The following is a 15,750-nucleotide window of genomic DNA, read 5'->3' as shown; positions in this document are numbered from 1 at the left end:
CAAAGCGTTTCCTTCCATGCCGCACGTGATGCAGACCTCCCCAGGTAAGAACGTGAACTGTCGATGCACAAGCGCCACATCTACCCTAGACGCTGTACCATCAGACTTCGCCATCCAGTGCCGGCTCGTCTGGCGTCCTAGGCCTCCTCTATGTGGTTTCTGTTCGTCGCCTCGCACCTCTTGTCTACGGCTTCCTCCAGACCCCGCCTCGCAGCGACGCCCTTGCCCTCGACTCGTGGTTGTCCTGCTCGCTCTTCGCGTCCAGGCCGGTACTCCCACAGGGGACTTTCACCCCATAAGCTCACGCCCATGCTGGGCGCACACTCCAAGGTGCCGCGTGTGCCCAGCGGCAGCGGGGCCGGCGGTGCCGCACTCAAACGCTGACGCAGCGCGTCCGGCGGCAAGCCGACCAACTGCCCCGGTCGGCCCCCTTGCAGCATGAGGCGACGAATCAGGCGCAAGCGCTCCACATCGTCGGCGCTGTACAGACGCTCACCTTGGGCATCCCGCTGCGGCACAGGAAAACCGTAGCGGCGCTCCCAGACGCGCAACGTGTCTTTGCCCAACCCGGTTTCGCGCGCCACTTCGGCGATGGTCAGGCTGGTTGGAGAGGCAGGGGCAGACAAGCTCATGCCTACATTGTCAATGACAAATCCGCTTCCGTCATGGACAAAAAGCCGTGTTGGCGTCGTTATCCCCATATTTGTCTTGGACAAATAGAATTTTTAGCTTCAGAATGTCCACATGTCGACGAAGCACCGTGCCCTTGGCACCGCTTTGACGCCTTGTTACAAATTCAGGAGACTCGTCATGGAACCAATGCATCGTCCCCCTGTCAGACGAGCGTGGGTTGGGTTCAAGTGCTCCGGCACTTGCCCCGGCTCCAGGAACGCGACCCCTGGAGCCGTCTTGTCAAAGCTGCGCAGCCGTCGCCTGACCGGTTCAGGTGGCACCCGGGGGCGGTCTTCCTCCTCCCTCCCTTCTTCTTCCGCCCCTCGGCGCTGCGCAGCTTCTTTCTTCCCGGTCTCTTCAGTTCTGCCTGCGGGTGCGCCGCGTGGGTTGGCCACGTGCCGCCATCGCATGGCCCATCGGCCCGGCACGGCACGCTTGGCCGCTGCGGTGCTGAATCTTGGGCAGGTGTGCTCATGAACGCCCTGGCGCTGGCACCCCGCGTGGCGGTGGTCGGTGGCGGCATCGCCGGGCTGAGTGCCGTCTGGACGCTGCGTGAGCAAGCCCGTGTCACTTTGTTCGACGCCGGCCCCTCGCACATCGGTGGGCATGCCAACACCCTGGACTTGACCCTCAACGGCATCACCCACGGGGTGGACACCGGCTTCTTGGTGTTCAACGAACGCACCTATCCGGGTTTGATCGAGCTGTTTCAGTCGCTGGGCGTGGAGACGGCGGCGTCGGACATGTCGTTTTCCGTGCAGGCCCCGGGCCTGCTCCCCGGAGAAAACCGCCCGCTGGAGTGGTGCGGCTCCGACCTGGGTGCCGTGTTCGCCCAGCGCGCCAACCTGCTGCGCCCGGCGTTTTGGGGCATGTTGGCGGACATCCTGCGCTTCAACCGCTTGGCCACCGCGCTGGCCGTGACCGGCGAAGCCACCGCACTGGCCGAACCCATCGCGGCCTTCTTGGATCGGCATGGCTTTGGCCCGGCGTTTCGGCAAGGTTATTTGCTGCCGATGATCGGCTGCATCTGGTCGTGCCCGACAGCGCAAATGCTGCGTTTCCCCATCGGGACGCTGATCCGTTTTTGCCACAACCACGGGCTGCTGCAAGTGAGCAACCGCCCCCGCTGGTTCACGGTGCGCGGGGGTTCGCGCCAGTACGTGCGCCGGTTGTTGGCGCAGTTGCCCGCCACCTGCGAGGTGCGCCCGGCCACCTCGGTGCGGGCGGTGGTTCCCCTGCCGCCTGGATCGGGTGCAGCAGGCGTCTGGATTCACACCGACCGGGCCAGCGAACGCTTCGACGCGGTGGTCTTGGCCTGCCACGCCGACCAAGCGCTGGCCCTGCTGCAAGCCCGAGGGGGCCAAGCCAGCGCCGCCGAACGGGCCGTGCTGGGGGCGATTCGTTACCAAGCCAACCGGGCGGTGCTGCACACCGACGCCCGCTTGCTGCCCCAACGCCCCCGGGCTTGGGCCGCCTGGAACTACGAACGCTCACCCGACTTGGGGCAGGAGCAGTCGCGTGTCTGCTTGCACTACCTGCTCAACCGCTTGCAGCCCTTGCCCTGGGCGCAGCCGGTGCTGGTGTCCCTCAACCCCGTGCGCGAACCGCAGGCCCGCTGCGTCCATGCCGACATCGAGTATGCCCACCCGGTGTTCGACGCCGCCGCCGTGGCCGCACAGCAGCGGCTGCCCGACATTCAAGGCCAACGCGGGCTGTGGTTTTGTGGCGCGTGGGCTGGCTACGGGTTCCATGAGGATGGTTTGCAGTCTGGCCGCCGCGCTGCGCAAGCGCTGCTGGCGCATTGGCAGCCCATGTCGGTCGGGGCCACCCCAGCCGCAGCGTGAGGCACAGCGCGATGACCTCGACCTCCCCTGATGCCCCGATGCCGGCTGTGCCCTTGTTGGGTGTGGGCGGGGTGCGCCACACCCGTTTGCGCCCGACCCACCACGCATTTGCCTACGAGGGGTTTTTCCTGCTGCTGCCCATGCGCCAACTGCGGCGCCAACCCTGGCCGGCCTTGGCCCGCAACCGCTGGGCTCCGCTGGCGTTCCACGATGCGGATCACGGCGAGGGTGAGGAGGACAGCCTGGCGTGGATCGAACGGGTTCTCGCCCAATCGGGGGTGAGGGACGCCACAGGGGAAATCTGGCTCCAATGTTTTCCCCGGGTGTGGGGCTACGCCTTCAAACCCGTGAGCTTTTGGTATGCCCACCGGGACGACGGCGCTTTGGTGGCCATCGTTGCCGAGGTCAACAACACGTTTGGGGAACGGCATGGGTATGTGCTGCGTCCGGGGCCGGGCGCGTCCGAATTGGCGTGGGGGCAAACTTTGCAGGCCGACAAGGTGTTCCACGTCTCCCCCTTCTGCCAAGTGGCCGGGGACTATCGTTTCCGCTTTCTGCGCATTCCAGCCGCCCCGGGCAGCGCCTCGTCTGGCCGCCTGGTCGCCCGCATCGAACATCACGATGCCACCGGCCCGCTGCTGCTGACCAGCCAGTCCGGCACCCTCTTCCCGCTCACCCCAGCCGTGCAACGCCGCACGCTGTGGCGCATGCCTTGGATGACGCTGGGCGTGTTCGCCCGCATCCATTGGCAAGCGCTGCGGCTGTGGTGGGCACGGGTGCCGGTGGTGCCCCACCCCGGCCGTCGCACGACGGGCGGCCCTTCGCTCTCCTCTGGGACTCCACGATGAACACCACCACGGTCTCCCTGGCCCTGCCCGCTGGACTGCCGCACGCCGCACGCCAGTTGCTCAACTTGCTGGCCCGCCTGCGCGTGGGCACCTTGGATCTGCAAACGCCCGATGGCCGGATGTTGCGCTTCGGTCAGGGCGATGCCCCTCGGGCCGCGTTGCACGTGTCCGACTGGGGCTGGTGTGCCGAGGTGCTGCGCTCGGGGGATGTCGGGCTGGGTGAAGCCTACATCCTGGGGCGCTGGCACAGCCCGGACTTACCGGCCTTGCTGCGCTTGTGCCTGGCGAATCGCGAGGCGCTGGAATCAGCGGTGTATGGCAAGGTGTGGGGGCGCTGGTTTTACCGGCTGCGCCACCTGTGGCGGCGCAATTCGCGCAGCGGCAGCCGGCGCAACATCCTCGCCCATTACGACCTGGGCAATGACTTCTACCGGCTGTGGCTGGATGGGTCGATGAACTATTCGAGCGCATGGTTCGAAGGCCAGTTCGAGCAGTCTCTGGCGGTGGCGCAGCGGGCCAAGATGAAGCGGGCGCTGGATGAGCTGGGCGTGACCCCGGGCGGACGGGTGCTGGAAATCGGCTGCGGCTGGGGCGCCATGGCCGAATACGCCGCCCGGCGCGACGTGCAACTCACAGGGGTGACGCTGTCTCCGGCGCAACTGGCGTGGGCGCAGGAGCGTTTGGCCTGCCAAGGGCTGTCCGACCGGGCGACGCTGCGCTTGCAAGATTACCGAGACATCGACGATGGCCCTTACGACGGCGTCGTGTCCATCGAAATGTTCGAAGCCGTGGGCGAAGCGTACTGGCCGCAGTTCTTCGACACGCTGCGGCGCCAGCTCCGCCCCGGGGGACGCGCTTGTGTGCAGAGCATCACCATCCGCGACGACTTGTTTCCCCGCTACCGCAGCGGCACGGACTTCATCCAGCAGTACGTCTTCCCCGGTGGGCTGCTGCCCAGCCCAGCGGTGTTCCGGGCGGCGGCCGAACGTGCGGGGCTGCGCGTGGTGCGCGAGTTGGCCTTCGGCCCCGACTACGCAGAGACGCTGCGGCGCTGGCGCCATGCCTTCATTCGTCAAGAACCCGCCGTTCGGGCGCAGGGTTTCGGGCCGGAGTTTTTGCGCCTGTGGGAGTTTTACCTCGCCTACTGTGAGGCGGCTTTTGATGCAGGCACCACGGACGTGATGCAGTTCACCCTGGTGCGAGACTGAGCCATGACACCCACCACGCCCGTGGGCGGCTGGGCCTACGGGCTGCTGGGCTGGCCGCTGGCCTTCGCGGCACTGCCGCTCTACGTAGTGCTGCCCGACCACTACGCCCGCGAGTTGGCCGTGCCCTTGGCTCCGCTGGGGCTGACCTTGCTGGGCGTGCGCCTGTTGGATGCGTGGATCGACCCTTGGATCGGTCGCCAAGTGGATGCGTGGTTTGCGCATCCGCGCCGTTTGCGTGCTTTGGCGTGGGGCATGGCAGGCGGGCTGGCGCTGGCGTTCACAGGGCTGTTTTTTCCGCCGATGCCATGGCGCGGTGATCCGGCGTGGCTGTTGGCTTGGGCGGCGGCCATGCTGATGCTGTGTTCGCTGGCCCACGGTGGACTCACGGTGCTGCACCAAGCCTGGGGCGCCCGGCAGGGCGGTGACGCCACTCAGCGCACCCGCGTCGTCGCCTGGCGCGAGGGTTGGGCATTGCTGGGGGTTCTGTGTGCCAGTGTGCTGCCGGCCACCCTTGGTTTAGAGGCCAGCACCGGGGCACTGGCCATCGGGCTCGGGCTGGGGATGGGGCTGTTGTGGCACCAGCCCTGGCCGCAACCCACCGGGACAGGGGCCTCATCCCCGCCGAATGGGCGAACGTCGTGGGCACCACTGGCCCATGCCCCGCTGCGTCGCTTGCTCGGGGTGTACGGCCTGAACGGGCTGGCCAGTGCGCTGCCCGCCACGCTGGTGCTGTTTTTCATCCGCGACCGGCTGGCGGCGCCCGAAGCCGCGCCTTGGCTGCTGGCGCTGTATTTTGGTGCGGCGGCGCTGTCGCTGCCGTTGTGGGTGCGGGGGGTGTCGCGCATCGGACTGGTGGGCGCCTGGGGTGCCGGCATGGCGCTGGCGGTGGTGGGTTTTGTCAGCGCAGCCCGTTTGGGCGCCGGCGACGTGGCGGCGTTCGCGGTCGTTTGTCTGGTGTGTGGACTGGCACAGGGGGCCGACCTGAGTGTGCCCCCCGCCCTGCTGGCCGGACTGCTGCGCCGCGCCGGACAAGCAGGCCAAGCCGAAGGGCTGTGGTTTGGCTGGTGGCAGTTCACCGGCAAGTTGAGTCTGGCCTTGGCCGCCGGCATGGCGTTGCCCCTGCTGGCCAGCCTGGGCTACCAACCCGGCCAGCCGGACGCCCCCCCAGCCAACGCGCTCGGACTGACGCCCCTGGTGCTGGGCTACGCCGTGTTGCCCTGTGTGCTCAAGAGCCTGGCGGGAGGGCTGCTGTGGTGGCTGTCCCGCGATCCGGCCTTTCAACCTTCCAAGGAGCTGCCCCATGACTGACGTTTCCACCCCCGCCCCGTGGCGTCCCCTGCGCCGCTCGACCTTGCTGGCAGGGCTGGCCCTGCTGGCAGGATGCGCCGGCCCACAGCCCACCGATTACGCCCAGGAAACCCCTCGGCTCGACCTGGCTCAGTATTTCAATGGCCGATTGGTGGCCCACGGCCTGTTCACCGACCGATCGGGGCGGGTGGTCAAGCGCTTCACCGTGGACATGGTGGGCCGCTGGCAAGGCGATGAAGGCGTGCTGGAAGAAGACTTCCGCTACAGCGACGGCCATACCGAGCGCCGCGTTTGGCATTTGCGCAAAGGCCCAGACGGTCGATACAGCGGCCGGGCGGCGGACGTGGTCGGCGAGGCCCAGGGCGATGCTGCCGGCAATGCCCTGCGCTGGCGCTACACCTTGGCGCTGAACGTGGATGGCCGCACCTGGGAGGTGCAGTTTGACGACTGGATGTTCCTGATGGATGACCGCGTCATGCTCAACAAAGCGGTGATGAGCAAATGGGGCATTCGCCTGGGTGAGGTGACGTTGGCCTTTCACAAACTCTGAGGAGCATGGCCATGGGTTTGTGGGCGCCATTGAATCCACCGCTGCGCGATTGGCACGGGCGGGGGGTGTGGTTGGTGGGAGCCTCCACCGGGATTGGCCGCGCTCTGGCCGACGCCCTGTTGGCACAAGGGGCGCAGGTGGTGGTGTCGGCCCGTCCCTCTGCGGCGCTGGTGGGGTTGGCGGGCAGCCATCCAGCGCTGCGCACGCTGGCACTGGATGTCACCGATGCCGCAGCGGTGGCCCTGGCTGCGCCGCAAGCGCAAGCCCTGCTGCCCCGCTTGGACATGGTGGTGATGTGCGCAGGCACCTACACGCCGATGGGGGTCAGCGACTTTGATTTGGCCGTGATCCGGCGCCACTGGGAGGTCAACTACCTGGGCACGCTGCATGTGCTGGCGGCGGTTTTGCCACGGTTGCGAGCGCAAGCCAGCGGGCATGTGTGTGTGGTGGGCAGTGTGGCGGGTTACCGGGCATTGCCCAAGGCGCTGGCTTATGGGCCGACCAAGGCGGCGCTGATCCATTTGGCCCAAGGGCTGCATTTGGAGTTGGCGCCGCTGGGTTTGGGGGTGTCGCTCGTCAATCCTGGGTTCGTCGCCACCCCGCTGACGGCGCAGAACGACTTCACCATGCCCGCCCTGCAAACCCCGACGCAAGCGGCCCAAGCCATTTTGGCCGGCTGGGCTCGCGGGGATTTTGAGATTCACTTCCCGCGACGCTTCAGCTACACCCTCAAGGCGCTAGGCTGCCTGCCCATGCGAGGATACGAAGCCCTGGTGCGCCGCATCACCGGTGCGTGAGGATGCTGCCATGGACACCGCCGAAGAAGACCCCACCCTCGCCCGTCTGGCGCATTTTTTCGAACACCTGCGCCCCGACACCTTGGTGCAACTGGGCGCGCACTACCACCCGACGGTGGTGTTCAAAGACCCCTTCCAAGAGGTGCAGGGGCTTGCCGCCTTGCAACGCATCTTCCGCCACATGTTCGACGTGCTGGAAGCACCACGTTTTGTGGTGCATACGCGGGTGCGACAGGGGCAAGAGGCGTTCCTCACCTGGGATTTTCATGGCCGGGCGCGGGGATGGGCCTTCACCCTGCATGGGGCCAGTTACTTGCGTTTTGGGGACGATGGCCGGATCGTGCTGCACCGCGATTACTGGGACACCGCTGAGGAGCTGTACGCCAAACTCCCCGGCTTGGGTGGGGTGGTGCGTTGGCTGCGCCGTCGCCTGGCGGCACCCCAGTGAGGGGAGAATCCTGTACGCAGCGGACGCTGGGAGGCAAGGGGTGCGGCAAAATCCGCCGCCTTGTTTTCTGATGTTCCGTCTTTTTTACCCTCCGCAGGAGTGCGCCTCATGGCCTCGATCAACAAAGTCATCCTCATCGGCAATCTTGGCCGTGACCCGGAGGTGCGCTACACCGCCAACGGCGCCGCCGTGTGCAGCCTGCGCCTGGCCACCACCCGCAACTGGAAAGATCGCAACAGCGGCGAGCGCATGGAGGAAACCGAATGGCACTCGGTGGTGCTGTACGACCGTTTGGCGGAAATCGCGGGGGAATACCTGAAAAAAGGCCGCTCGTGCTACATCGAAGGCCGCCTCAAGACCCGCAAGTGGCAGGACAAAGACGGCCATGACCGTTACACCACCGAGATCGTGGCCGACTCGATGCAACTGCTCGGCGGGCGGGACTCGATGGGCGGCGGTGATGAGGCCGGCAGCAGCTACGGTGGCGGTTACGGCGGTGGTGCAGAGGCTGCGCCGAGCCGTCCCGCCCGTCCGGCGGTGGCCCGCCCGGCACCGGCCATGGCCGCACCGGCGCCAGTGGCCCGCCCGGCAAGCGCACCGAAACCCGCCACCAGTTTCGATGACATGGACGACGACATCCCGTTCTGATTGGCGTCAGCGTCGTCCCGTTAACAACTTGGTTTCTGCCAAAGCCAGCGCCTCGGGCAAGCCGGACAGCACCAGCGTATCCCCGCTGGCCAGCACCAAGGTTTCGTTGGGGGTTTCAACATGGCCGTCGGCCCGGCGCACCGACACCACCTGCACCCCCAAGGTGTACAACGCCTGATCCGCCAGGCGCTTGCCCACACAGGCCGCTCCAGGGGGCAGGCTCAGGGTGCGCAGCCGCTCTTGGTCGCGCTCCTCGCTGGTGAGATCGTCATCGGCGCCGTGAAAGTAGCCCCGCAGCAGGCTGTAACGGGCATCCCGGGCATCGCGGGCGATGCGGATCACCCGGCGCATCGGCACCCCCACCAGCGCCAGCGCGTGGCTGGCCAGCATGAGCGACCCTTCCAGCGCCTCGGGCACCACTTCGGTGGCCCCAGCGGCGCGCAGTTTGCTCAAATCTGAATCGTCCAAGGTGCGCACGACCACGGGCACCTGCGGCGCACGCTCCCGCACCAGTTGCAAAATTTTCAGAGCCGAAGGGGTATCTTGGTAGGTGATGACCACCGCGCTGGCGCGTGCCAATCCGGCGGCGGTGAGGCTTTGCAGCCGGGCGGCGTCCCCGAACACCACGCTTTGCCCGGCGGCAGCAGCTTGTCGCACCCGATCCGGATCGAGGTCGAGGGCCATGTAGGGGATGTTTTCCTTGCCCAGCAGCCGCGCCAGGTTTTGGCCGCTGCGCCCGTAGCCGCAAATGATCACGTGGGCCTGCGTGCGGATGGATTTTTTGGCAATCGTCGTCAGTTGAACCGATTGCATCAACCAGTCACTGGCCGCCAGCCGCACGACGATCGCATTGCTCACCATGATGACGAAGGGCGTCGCCAACATGGACAGCACCATCGACGCCAACACCGGACTGAGCCACTTGTGCGCAATCAGGCCCTCAGCCGCCCCCAGGGTCAGCAACACGAAACCGAACTCCCCCGCCTGGGCCAAGTACAACCCCGTGCGGATCGCCACCCCCGGCGGCGCCCGGAATGCCCACGCCAGCCCCGCCACCATGACCGACTTGGCCAACACGGGCAAGGTGGTCAACAGCAGCACCAACAGCCATTGTTCCCACACGGGGTGCCAATCCAGCTTCATGCCGATGGTGATGAAGAACAGGCCCAGCAGCACATCATGGAAGGGTCGGATGTCGGTCTCGACCTGGTGCTTGAACTCGGTCTCAGCCACCAACATGCCCGCCACAAACGCGCCCAACGCCAGGGACAGCCCCGCATGTTCCGTCACCCAAGCCAGCCCCAAGGTGATGAGCAGCAGGTTGAGGATGAACAACTCTTCGCTCTTGTGCTTGACCACCAAGGTGAGCCACCAGCGCATCACCCGCTGGCCGCCGACCAGCAACAGGGTCAACAGCACGCTGGCCTTGAGCAGGGCCAAGCCCATCGCCACGGCCATTTCGCGCACCTGGTCACCCAGCGCGGGGATGAGCACCAGCAACGGCACCACGGCCAAATCCTGGAACAGCAGCACCCCGATGACCCGCTTGCCGTGCTCCGATTCCAGCTCCAACCGCTCGGCCATCAGCTTGACCACAATGGCGGTGGACGACATCGCCATGGCCGATCCCAGCACCAGCGCCCCTTGCCAACTCAGCTCCCAAGCGCGCCCCAGGGCGGTATACAGCCACGTCAGCAGCATGTTGCCCAGCACAGCACCCAACGTGGTCAGCGCCACTTGGGACAGCCCCAGGCCAAACACCAAGGTGCGCATGCTGCGCAGCTTGGGCAGGTTGAACTCCAGCCCAATGACGAACATGAGGAACACCACCCCGAATTCGGCCAGGTATTTGACGCCAGCAGAATCCTTGGCCAAGGCCAGGGCGTTGGGGCCGATCAGCACCCCGACGGCCAAGTAGCCCAACATCGGCGGCAGCTTCAAACTGCGACAGGCCACAACGCCGGCCACAGCCGCAACCAAGTACAACAGAACAACTTCGAGGGTGGTGGCCATCAACAACGATCAATCAAAAGGGCCGAGGGAAGGGGAAGCCTAGAATTTGCGGCCATTCTCATTCAGATGCCCCCCCGTGAGCTCTTCCCCTGACTTTGATTCCCAGCGTGCGCTGTCGCTGGCGCGTACCACCTTCACCATCGAGGCCCAGGCCCTGCTGGGTCTGCGTGACCGCTTGGACGATGCATTCTTGGCCGTGGTGCAGCACCTCCTGCGCCTGCAAGGCCGCGTGGTGGTGATGGGCATGGGCAAAAGTGGCCATGTCGGGCGCAAGATCGCCGCCACGTTGGCCTCGACCGGCACACCGGCGTTTTTTGTGCATCCAGCGGAAGCCGCCCACGGCGATTTGGGCATGGTGACGGTGGGGGACGTGGTGTTGGCCATCTCCAACTCCGGAGAAAGTGATGAGTTCAACGCCATCTTGCCGGCCATCCGCCGCCTGGGGGTGGACGTGGTGGCCATGACGGGCCGCCCCCATTCCACCCTGGCACGCCATGCCAACTGGGTGCTGTCCACCGCCGTCGATCAAGAAGCGTGCCCGTTGAATTTGGCCCCGACCGCCAGCACCACGGCGCAAATCGCCATGGGAGACGCGCTGGCAGTGGCCCTGCTGGACGCACGCGGTTTCCGTGAGCACGACTTTGCACGCTCCCATCCGGGCGGCGCCCTGGGCCGCAAACTGCTGATGCATGTGCGCGACTTGATGCGCACTGGCGAAGCCCTGCCTTGTGTGGCACCCGATCAAAGGCTGCTGGGCATGATGCACGTCATGAGCCAGAAAGGGCTTGGGTTTGCGGTGATCGTGCAGGAAGGCCGACCCCTGGGCATCTTCACCGATGGTGATTTGCGCCGCCTGATCGAAGCCGGTGCAGAGTTGCGCTCGCTGCGGGCGCAAGATGTGATGAATCCGGAACCCAAGCTGGTGCGGGCCGATGGGCTGGCGGTCGACGCGGCCATCCTGATGGAGCAGCACCGCATCACCAGCGTGCTGGCCATCGACGACGATGGGTGCCTGGTCGGTGCCCTGAACACCAACGATTTGATGCGCGCCAAGGTGATCTGACATGAGCATGAGTTCTCCCGCCCTGCGTTTCCCGCCTGCCCTGCTGCTCAAAGCCCAGGGAGGCGGCACCCGAGGCATTCGAGCGGCCATTTTTGATGTCGATGGCGTGCTGACCGATGGCCGCTTGTTCATCGGAGAAACTGGCGAGGTTTTCAAGGGCTTTTCCGTGCTGGATGGTCATGGCCTCAAACTGATCGGGCAAATGGGCATCACGCCCATCGTCATCACCGGGCGAGACTCGCCTGCTGTGCGTCGCCGCGTGGCCGACCTGGGGTTGCCCCACGCGGTCTACGGCGCCAGTGACAAGTTGGCCGCTGCCACCCCGTTGCTACAACAATTGGGCATCCGTTGGCCGGAAGTGGCCGCCATCGGCGACGATTGGCCCGACCTGCCGCTGTTGGTGCGTGCTGGTTTTGCCTGTGCGCCCGCCAATGCGCATGAGGAAGTCAAGGCGGTGGTTCACCACGTCACCACGGCACGCGGTGGGGAGGGCGCGGCACGGGAGTTCTGCGATCTGCTGCTGATGGCCAGCGGGCGCTACGTGGATGTGCTGCACGGCCTGATGGTCACTCTGGACGGGCGCTGACGCGCAGCCGCCCGCGTGCCAACATGAGTGTGGAACTGCATCTGCCCGATTTGCCGGAGGTTCCGGTCTCCGTTGGCGCCACGGCACCCCGGCTGGGCACGCCCCGCTCGGGGTGGCGCTGGGTGAGCGGACTGTTTGTCGCCGCATGGCCCTTGCTCTTGATGGCTTTGCTGGCCTTGGGAACGTGGTGGCTGGTGCGACATGCCCCCCGCCAACCGGACACCGCGACCACCGCCCCCGTGCGGCACGTGCCCGACTATCGCCTGGAAAATTTTGAAGCAGAGCGCTTTGACGCCCAGGGGCAGCGCGTGCTCATCCTGCGAGGCCAGCACCTTCAGCACTTCCAAGACACCCAGGACGTTCGCATCGACACCCTCGCCCTCCAAGGCCATTTACCCGATGGCCGGGCCATCACGGCGGATGCGCGCCAAGCTTGGATGGACGATGAAGGCGTGCAAGTTCGGCTAGAAGGCCAAGCCCAAGTGAGCAGCCGGCTACCAGACGCCGAGCCGATTCAATTCCGAGGCGAACAACTCACACTGCAAACGCGCCGCCACGATGTCACCGCGAACCAGCTGGCCCAGGTTGAGCAGGGGCGTAGCCTTTTTCAAGCGCAGGCCATGCACTTCGATGGCGTTGCCCGTGTGCTGACCCTGACGGGGCCTGCACGCGCCCGATTCCTCCCTGCGCAGGCACGTTCGCCTTCCGCTTCCCCAAACTAAAAAGCACAACGCAAACGCGTTGTGCTTTTTCTGTTGTTCTTATGTTGTTCGGCGCCGCCTCAGAGGCAGGCGGCGCTGGCATCACATCAGTAGCCGCCGCGACCGTAGCCGCCGCCTTCACCGCGATCACGGTCACCACCACCGCGACGACCGCCGCCACCGCCGTAGTTGCTGCCGTAGCCGCCACCGTAGCTGCCGCTGTCATCGCGGCCACTGCCGTAGCTGCTACCGCCGCCATCACGGCTGCCACCGTAGCCACCACCACCACCGCCGTAGCCGCCACCGCTTTCACGGCCACCGCCGTAGCCACCGCCGCCGCCTTCACGGCCACCGCCGTAGCCGCCACGACCACCGCCACCGTAGGGGCTGCGACCGCCACCGCCGTAGGGGCTGCGACCACCGCCGCCACCACCGAAGCCACCACCACCGCCACCCCCGTTGCCGCCGCCGAAGCCGCCACGGTTGAAGCCGCCCGGACGCTCTTCACGCGGACGGGCCTCGTTCACCACCAGCGGGCGACCTTGCAGTTGTTGGCCGTTCATGCCATTGATGGCAGCTTGAGCCTCGGCATCCGAGCCCATTTCGACGAAACCGAAACCCTTGGAGCGGCCCGTTTCACGATCCATCATGACCTTGGCGGAGGTCACGTTGCCAAAGGCGGCAAACGCTTCTTGCAGAGACTCGTCGCGCACGCTGTAAGCCAAATTGCCGACGTAAAGCTTGTTTCCCATTGGGAAAGCTCCTGTTCATTCCAAAAGAGACCATGTGGAGCTTCCACCCAGCGTGAACCATCATCCAGCGAAGGCGCCGCGTCCCAACACAGCAATATCCAAGGCACACCACATGTCATGCCCCAGGGCATTATGAGACCATTTCCGACGCGGTGCGCACAATCGATGCGCGGCGGTGTCGTTTTTATGTGCCTACCATGGATTTGATCAAACCTCTGATTGCGCTGTTGGCGATCGTTAATCCGATCGGCGTGGTGCCGTTTTTCATCCACTTCACCCAGTCGTTCACGGCGGAGCAGCGACGGCGCACCATCCGCACCAGCGCTCTGACGGCCTTCGCTGTGATTTCCATCAGCGGGGTGGCGGGCTTGCAGATCATCACCTTCTTTGGCATCAGCATTGCTTCGTTCCAAGTGGGCGGGGGCATGCTGCTGCTGACCAGTGCGTTGCACATGCTCAACGCCCAGCCGCCAGAAACCCGCAAGGATGAGCTGGATCAGGGTCAGGCCGATGCGGATGCAGGGGCCTCCATCGCCGTGGTGCCACTGACCGTGCCGCTGCTCACCGGCCCGGCCACGATCTCCACCATGGTGATTTACGCAGAAAAAACCCGCACCCTCTGGCAACACGCGGTGTTGGTGGGGTACGGTGTGGTGATCGCCCTGGCAGCCTACTTGGCGTTTTCAGCCGCCGGGCGGATTGCACGGGTGCTGGGCAAGACCGGCATCAACGTCATGACCCGCCTCATGGGGCTGATCTTGGCGGCCATGGCGGTGGAATTGCTGGCCGACGGCCTGGTGAAGCTGTTCCCGATCTTGGCCTCGCCCGCGTTACGGTGAATCACATGAACTTCTGGGGAGGGGTGGGTGATGAAACTGGGATGGCGCTTGTTGCTGGCGTTCGCGCTGGTGATCGGGGCGGCGGCGTTCGCTGTGGCCCGGGTGTTTGTGGCGGGCATCACGCCCAATGTGCGTGAGGTCATGGAAGATGGGCTGGTGGACACCGCCCATTTGCTGGCCGAGGTCGCCACCAGCGATTTGGCCGCCATGCCCGCCGGTGGCACGCTCGATGGCAGTGCTTTGGCGCACAGCATCCAGGCGTACCGCGCTCGTTCGGTGAATGCGCCCATCTGGGGCGTGGCCAAGCAAAGTTTGGATTTGCGCGTGTACGTCACCGACCGGCAAGGGCGGGTGGTGTTCGATTCGGCGGAACCTTCGGCGGTGGGGCAGGACTATTCGCGCTGGCGAGATGTGGCCCGCACCCTGAGCGGCCAGTACGGGGCCCGCGCCACGCTTCAACGCCCGGAGGATGACCGCAGCTCGGTGTTGTATGTGGCAGCGCCGGTGCGTCACCAGGGGGAGTTGCTGGGGGTGCTGACGGTGGCCAAACCCGAATCCACAGTGGCAGAGTTTGTGCAGCGCACCGAGGACAAGATGCTGTGGACCGGTGTCGGCTTGCTGACCCTCATTTCCGCTGTGGGCGCGGTGGTGACGTGGCGCACCGTGCGCGAGGTTCGACGCCTGCGCCACTACGCGCAGTGCGTCGGCGATCCGGCGTGCGATGCCAGCGCCAGCCTGCGCCCACCGGCGCTGCCTGGCGAATTGGGCGAGTTGGCACGGGCGCTGGAGCGCATGCGCCAGCGCCTGGCTGGCCGACGTCAATTGGAGCGGGATGTGCAAGGCTTGAAGCAGCAACTGCAAACACCGCTGAAAGCCCTGGCCGATGCGGCACGAGGGTTGCCTGAACACCCGACACGTCAGGCCATCGTCACCCAAGTGGAACAGCTCAGGCAATTGACGGAACGGCTGTTGGCGTTGGCCCGGCTCGAAAGCCAAGCAGGCCTGACCCAACCCACGCCCATCGACTTGTTGGCGTTGAGTGAACAAGTGCTGGCGGGCTACTTCGCACGGCTGCAACAGCGTCATGTGCAAGTGGTGTGGCAAGCACGCGAGACCGTGCAGGTGCCGGGAGATGCGGCCATGCTGTCGATGGCGCTGTCCAATCTGCTGCTCAACGCCTACCAGTACGCGCCGGCTGGATCGACTTTGGAGCTGGGGGTGTCCCGACAAGGGCCCGAAGCCGTATGGTGTGTGCGCGACCATGGCCTCGGTGTGTCCGCCGACGTGCTGCCCCAACTGGGACAGCGGTTTTTCGCTCTGCCCAATCCACTGGATGACCGGCAAGGCAACGGGCTGGGGCTGGCCCTCGTGGCCCAAGTGGCCGCGCTGCATGGTGGACGTTGGCAGGCGGAACCCGCTGCGCCGGGCCTGCGGGTGCGGCTGATCCTGCCACGACTGAACCCTTCTGCGTGA

At 65.8% G+C, this 15,750-nt stretch carries 16 protein-coding genes; 13 read left to right on the top strand and 3 right to left on the bottom strand.

Features of this window, described 5'->3' with window-relative positions:
* Positions 1 to 137: 137 nt before the first annotated feature.
* Entirely contained in the window at positions 138 to 632 is a 495-nt protein-coding gene (locus VITFI_RS04725) for a MerR family transcriptional regulator (protein WP_089416013.1), read from the bottom strand.
* Between the two features lie 513 nt (positions 633 to 1,145).
* Between VITFI_RS04725 and VITFI_RS04720 the strand changes: the two genes are divergently transcribed.
* The 8 genes from VITFI_RS04720 (at position 1,146) to ssb (ending at position 8,323) form a co-directional block, all read left to right on the top strand.
* Positions 1,146 to 2,516 (top strand): NAD(P)/FAD-dependent oxidoreductase, encoded by a 1,371-nt coding sequence (locus VITFI_RS04720; RefSeq protein ID WP_089416012.1) that lies wholly within the window; start codon positions 1,146 to 1,148, stop codon positions 2,514 to 2,516.
* An 11-nt stretch (positions 2,517 to 2,527) separates the two neighbouring features.
* Positions 2,528 to 3,364 carry a DUF1365 domain-containing protein gene (locus VITFI_RS04715; RefSeq protein ID WP_232476671.1) on the top strand — a complete coding sequence of 279 codons (837 nt, stop codon included), beginning with the start codon at positions 2,528 to 2,530 and terminating at the stop codon, positions 3,362 to 3,364.
* Complete coding sequence (locus VITFI_RS04710) at positions 3,361 to 4,572, top strand: SAM-dependent methyltransferase (RefSeq protein ID WP_089416010.1); 1,212 nt, start codon at positions 3,361 to 3,363, stop codon at positions 4,570 to 4,572. The genes VITFI_RS04715 and VITFI_RS04710 overlap by 4 nt, the downstream gene beginning before the upstream one ends.
* A gap of 3 nt (positions 4,573 to 4,575) precedes the next feature.
* A complete protein-coding gene (locus VITFI_RS04705) occupies positions 4,576 to 5,880 on the top strand; it encodes an MFS transporter (RefSeq protein WP_089416009.1) in 1,305 nt (434 codons plus the stop codon).
* Positions 5,873 to 6,430, top strand: coding sequence for a DUF3833 domain-containing protein (locus VITFI_RS04700; RefSeq protein WP_089416008.1), 558 nt, complete (start codon positions 5,873 to 5,875; stop codon positions 6,428 to 6,430). The genes VITFI_RS04705 and VITFI_RS04700 overlap by 8 nt, the downstream gene beginning before the upstream one ends.
* Before the next feature lie 11 nt (positions 6,431 to 6,441).
* Complete coding sequence (locus VITFI_RS04695) at positions 6,442 to 7,227, top strand: SDR family NAD(P)-dependent oxidoreductase (RefSeq protein ID WP_232476670.1); 786 nt, start codon at positions 6,442 to 6,444, stop codon at positions 7,225 to 7,227.
* Between the two features lie 10 nt (positions 7,228 to 7,237).
* The gene (locus VITFI_RS04690) at positions 7,238 to 7,675 is read left to right on the top strand and encodes a nuclear transport factor 2 family protein (RefSeq protein ID WP_089417970.1); all 438 of its coding nucleotides are present in this window, start codon (positions 7,238 to 7,240) and stop codon (positions 7,673 to 7,675) included.
* Between the two features lie 108 nt (positions 7,676 to 7,783).
* Positions 7,784 to 8,323, top strand: coding sequence for a single-stranded DNA-binding protein (ssb, locus tag VITFI_RS04685; RefSeq protein ID WP_089416006.1), 540 nt, complete (start codon positions 7,784 to 7,786; stop codon positions 8,321 to 8,323).
* 6 nt (positions 8,324 to 8,329) lie between these two features.
* Here ssb and VITFI_RS04680 read toward each other — a convergent pair whose 3' ends face one another.
* Complete coding sequence (locus VITFI_RS04680) at positions 8,330 to 10,336, bottom strand: monovalent cation:proton antiporter family protein (RefSeq protein ID WP_089416005.1); 2,007 nt, start codon at positions 10,334 to 10,336, stop codon at positions 8,330 to 8,332.
* 76 nt (positions 10,337 to 10,412) lie between these two features.
* Between VITFI_RS04680 and VITFI_RS04675 the strand changes: the two genes are divergently transcribed.
* Genes VITFI_RS04675 through lptC form a run of 3 tightly spaced genes read left to right on the top strand, consistent with a single transcriptional unit; the run spans position 10,413 to position 12,707 of the window.
* Positions 10,413 to 11,399: a KpsF/GutQ family sugar-phosphate isomerase gene (locus VITFI_RS04675; protein ID WP_089416004.1), complete on the top strand. Its 987-nt coding sequence runs from the start codon at positions 10,413 to 10,415 to the stop codon at positions 11,397 to 11,399.
* A 1-nt stretch (position 11,400) separates the two neighbouring features.
* Positions 11,401 to 11,985, top strand: coding sequence for a KdsC family phosphatase (locus VITFI_RS04670; RefSeq protein WP_198301621.1), 585 nt, complete (start codon positions 11,401 to 11,403; stop codon positions 11,983 to 11,985).
* A 23-nt stretch (positions 11,986 to 12,008) separates the two neighbouring features.
* Positions 12,009 to 12,707, top strand: a complete 699-nt coding sequence (lptC, locus tag VITFI_RS04665; RefSeq protein ID WP_089416003.1) for an LPS export ABC transporter periplasmic protein LptC — start codon at positions 12,009 to 12,011, stop codon at positions 12,705 to 12,707.
* A gap of 86 nt (positions 12,708 to 12,793) precedes the next feature.
* On the opposite strand, the gene VITFI_RS04660 is transcribed toward lptC, so the two are convergent.
* Positions 12,794 to 13,438, bottom strand: coding sequence for an RNA recognition motif domain-containing protein (locus VITFI_RS04660; RefSeq protein ID WP_089416002.1), 645 nt, complete (start codon positions 13,436 to 13,438; stop codon positions 12,794 to 12,796).
* A 197-nt stretch (positions 13,439 to 13,635) separates the two neighbouring features.
* Between VITFI_RS04660 and VITFI_RS04655 the strand changes: the two genes are divergently transcribed.
* Together VITFI_RS04655 and creC are read left to right on the top strand one after the other, a co-directional pair.
* Positions 13,636 to 14,277, top strand: coding sequence for a MarC family protein (locus VITFI_RS04655; RefSeq protein WP_089416001.1), 642 nt, complete (start codon positions 13,636 to 13,638; stop codon positions 14,275 to 14,277).
* 30 nt (positions 14,278 to 14,307) lie between these two features.
* Positions 14,308 to 15,750 (top strand): two-component system sensor histidine kinase CreC, encoded by a 1,443-nt coding sequence (gene creC, locus VITFI_RS04650; RefSeq protein ID WP_089416000.1) that lies wholly within the window; start codon positions 14,308 to 14,310, stop codon positions 15,748 to 15,750.

This window comes from Vitreoscilla filiformis (genome assembly GCF_002222655.1).
GTDB classification, from domain to species: domain Bacteria; phylum Pseudomonadota; class Gammaproteobacteria; order Burkholderiales; family Burkholderiaceae_C; genus Ideonella; species Ideonella filiformis.
The sequence above is the reverse complement of the archived record's forward strand: the minus strand, read 5'-3'. Positions and strand labels throughout refer to the sequence as shown.

Bases quoted from the DNA above. Each gene is read 5' to 3' on its own strand.
- VITFI_RS04720 (WP_089416012.1), top strand. From the start codon at position 1,146: ATGAACGCCCTGGCGCTGGCACCCCGCGTGGCGGTGGTCGGTGGCGGC.
- VITFI_RS04715 (WP_232476671.1), top strand. From the start codon at position 2,528: ATGACCTCGACCTCCCCTGATGCCCCGATGCCGGCTGTGCCCTTGTTG.
- lptC (WP_089416003.1), top strand. From the start codon at position 12,009: ATGAGTGTGGAACTGCATCTGCCCGATTTGCCGGAGGTTCCGGTCTCC.
- VITFI_RS04710 (WP_089416010.1), top strand. From the start codon at position 3,361: ATGAACACCACCACGGTCTCCCTGGCCCTGCCCGCTGGACTGCCGCAC.
- VITFI_RS04700 (WP_089416008.1), top strand. From the start codon at position 5,873: ATGACTGACGTTTCCACCCCCGCCCCGTGGCGTCCCCTGCGCCGCTCG.
- VITFI_RS04655 (WP_089416001.1), top strand. From the start codon at position 13,636: ATGGATTTGATCAAACCTCTGATTGCGCTGTTGGCGATCGTTAATCCG.
- creC (WP_089416000.1), top strand. From the start codon at position 14,308: ATGAAACTGGGATGGCGCTTGTTGCTGGCGTTCGCGCTGGTGATCGGG.
- VITFI_RS04690 (WP_089417970.1), top strand. From the start codon at position 7,238: ATGGACACCGCCGAAGAAGACCCCACCCTCGCCCGTCTGGCGCATTTT.
- VITFI_RS04695 (WP_232476670.1), top strand. From the start codon at position 6,442: ATGGGTTTGTGGGCGCCATTGAATCCACCGCTGCGCGATTGGCACGGG.
- ssb (WP_089416006.1), top strand. From the start codon at position 7,784: ATGGCCTCGATCAACAAAGTCATCCTCATCGGCAATCTTGGCCGTGAC.
- VITFI_RS04725 (WP_089416013.1), bottom strand. From the start codon at position 632: ATGAGCTTGTCTGCCCCTGCCTCTCCAACCAGCCTGACCATCGCCGAA.
- VITFI_RS04705 (WP_089416009.1), top strand. From the start codon at position 4,576: ATGACACCCACCACGCCCGTGGGCGGCTGGGCCTACGGGCTGCTGGGC.
- VITFI_RS04680 (WP_089416005.1), bottom strand. From the start codon at position 10,336: ATGGCCACCACCCTCGAAGTTGTTCTGTTGTACTTGGTTGCGGCTGTG.
- VITFI_RS04670 (WP_198301621.1), top strand. From the start codon at position 11,401: ATGAGCATGAGTTCTCCCGCCCTGCGTTTCCCGCCTGCCCTGCTGCTC.
- VITFI_RS04660 (WP_089416002.1), bottom strand. From the start codon at position 13,438: ATGGGAAACAAGCTTTACGTCGGCAATTTGGCTTACAGCGTGCGCGAC.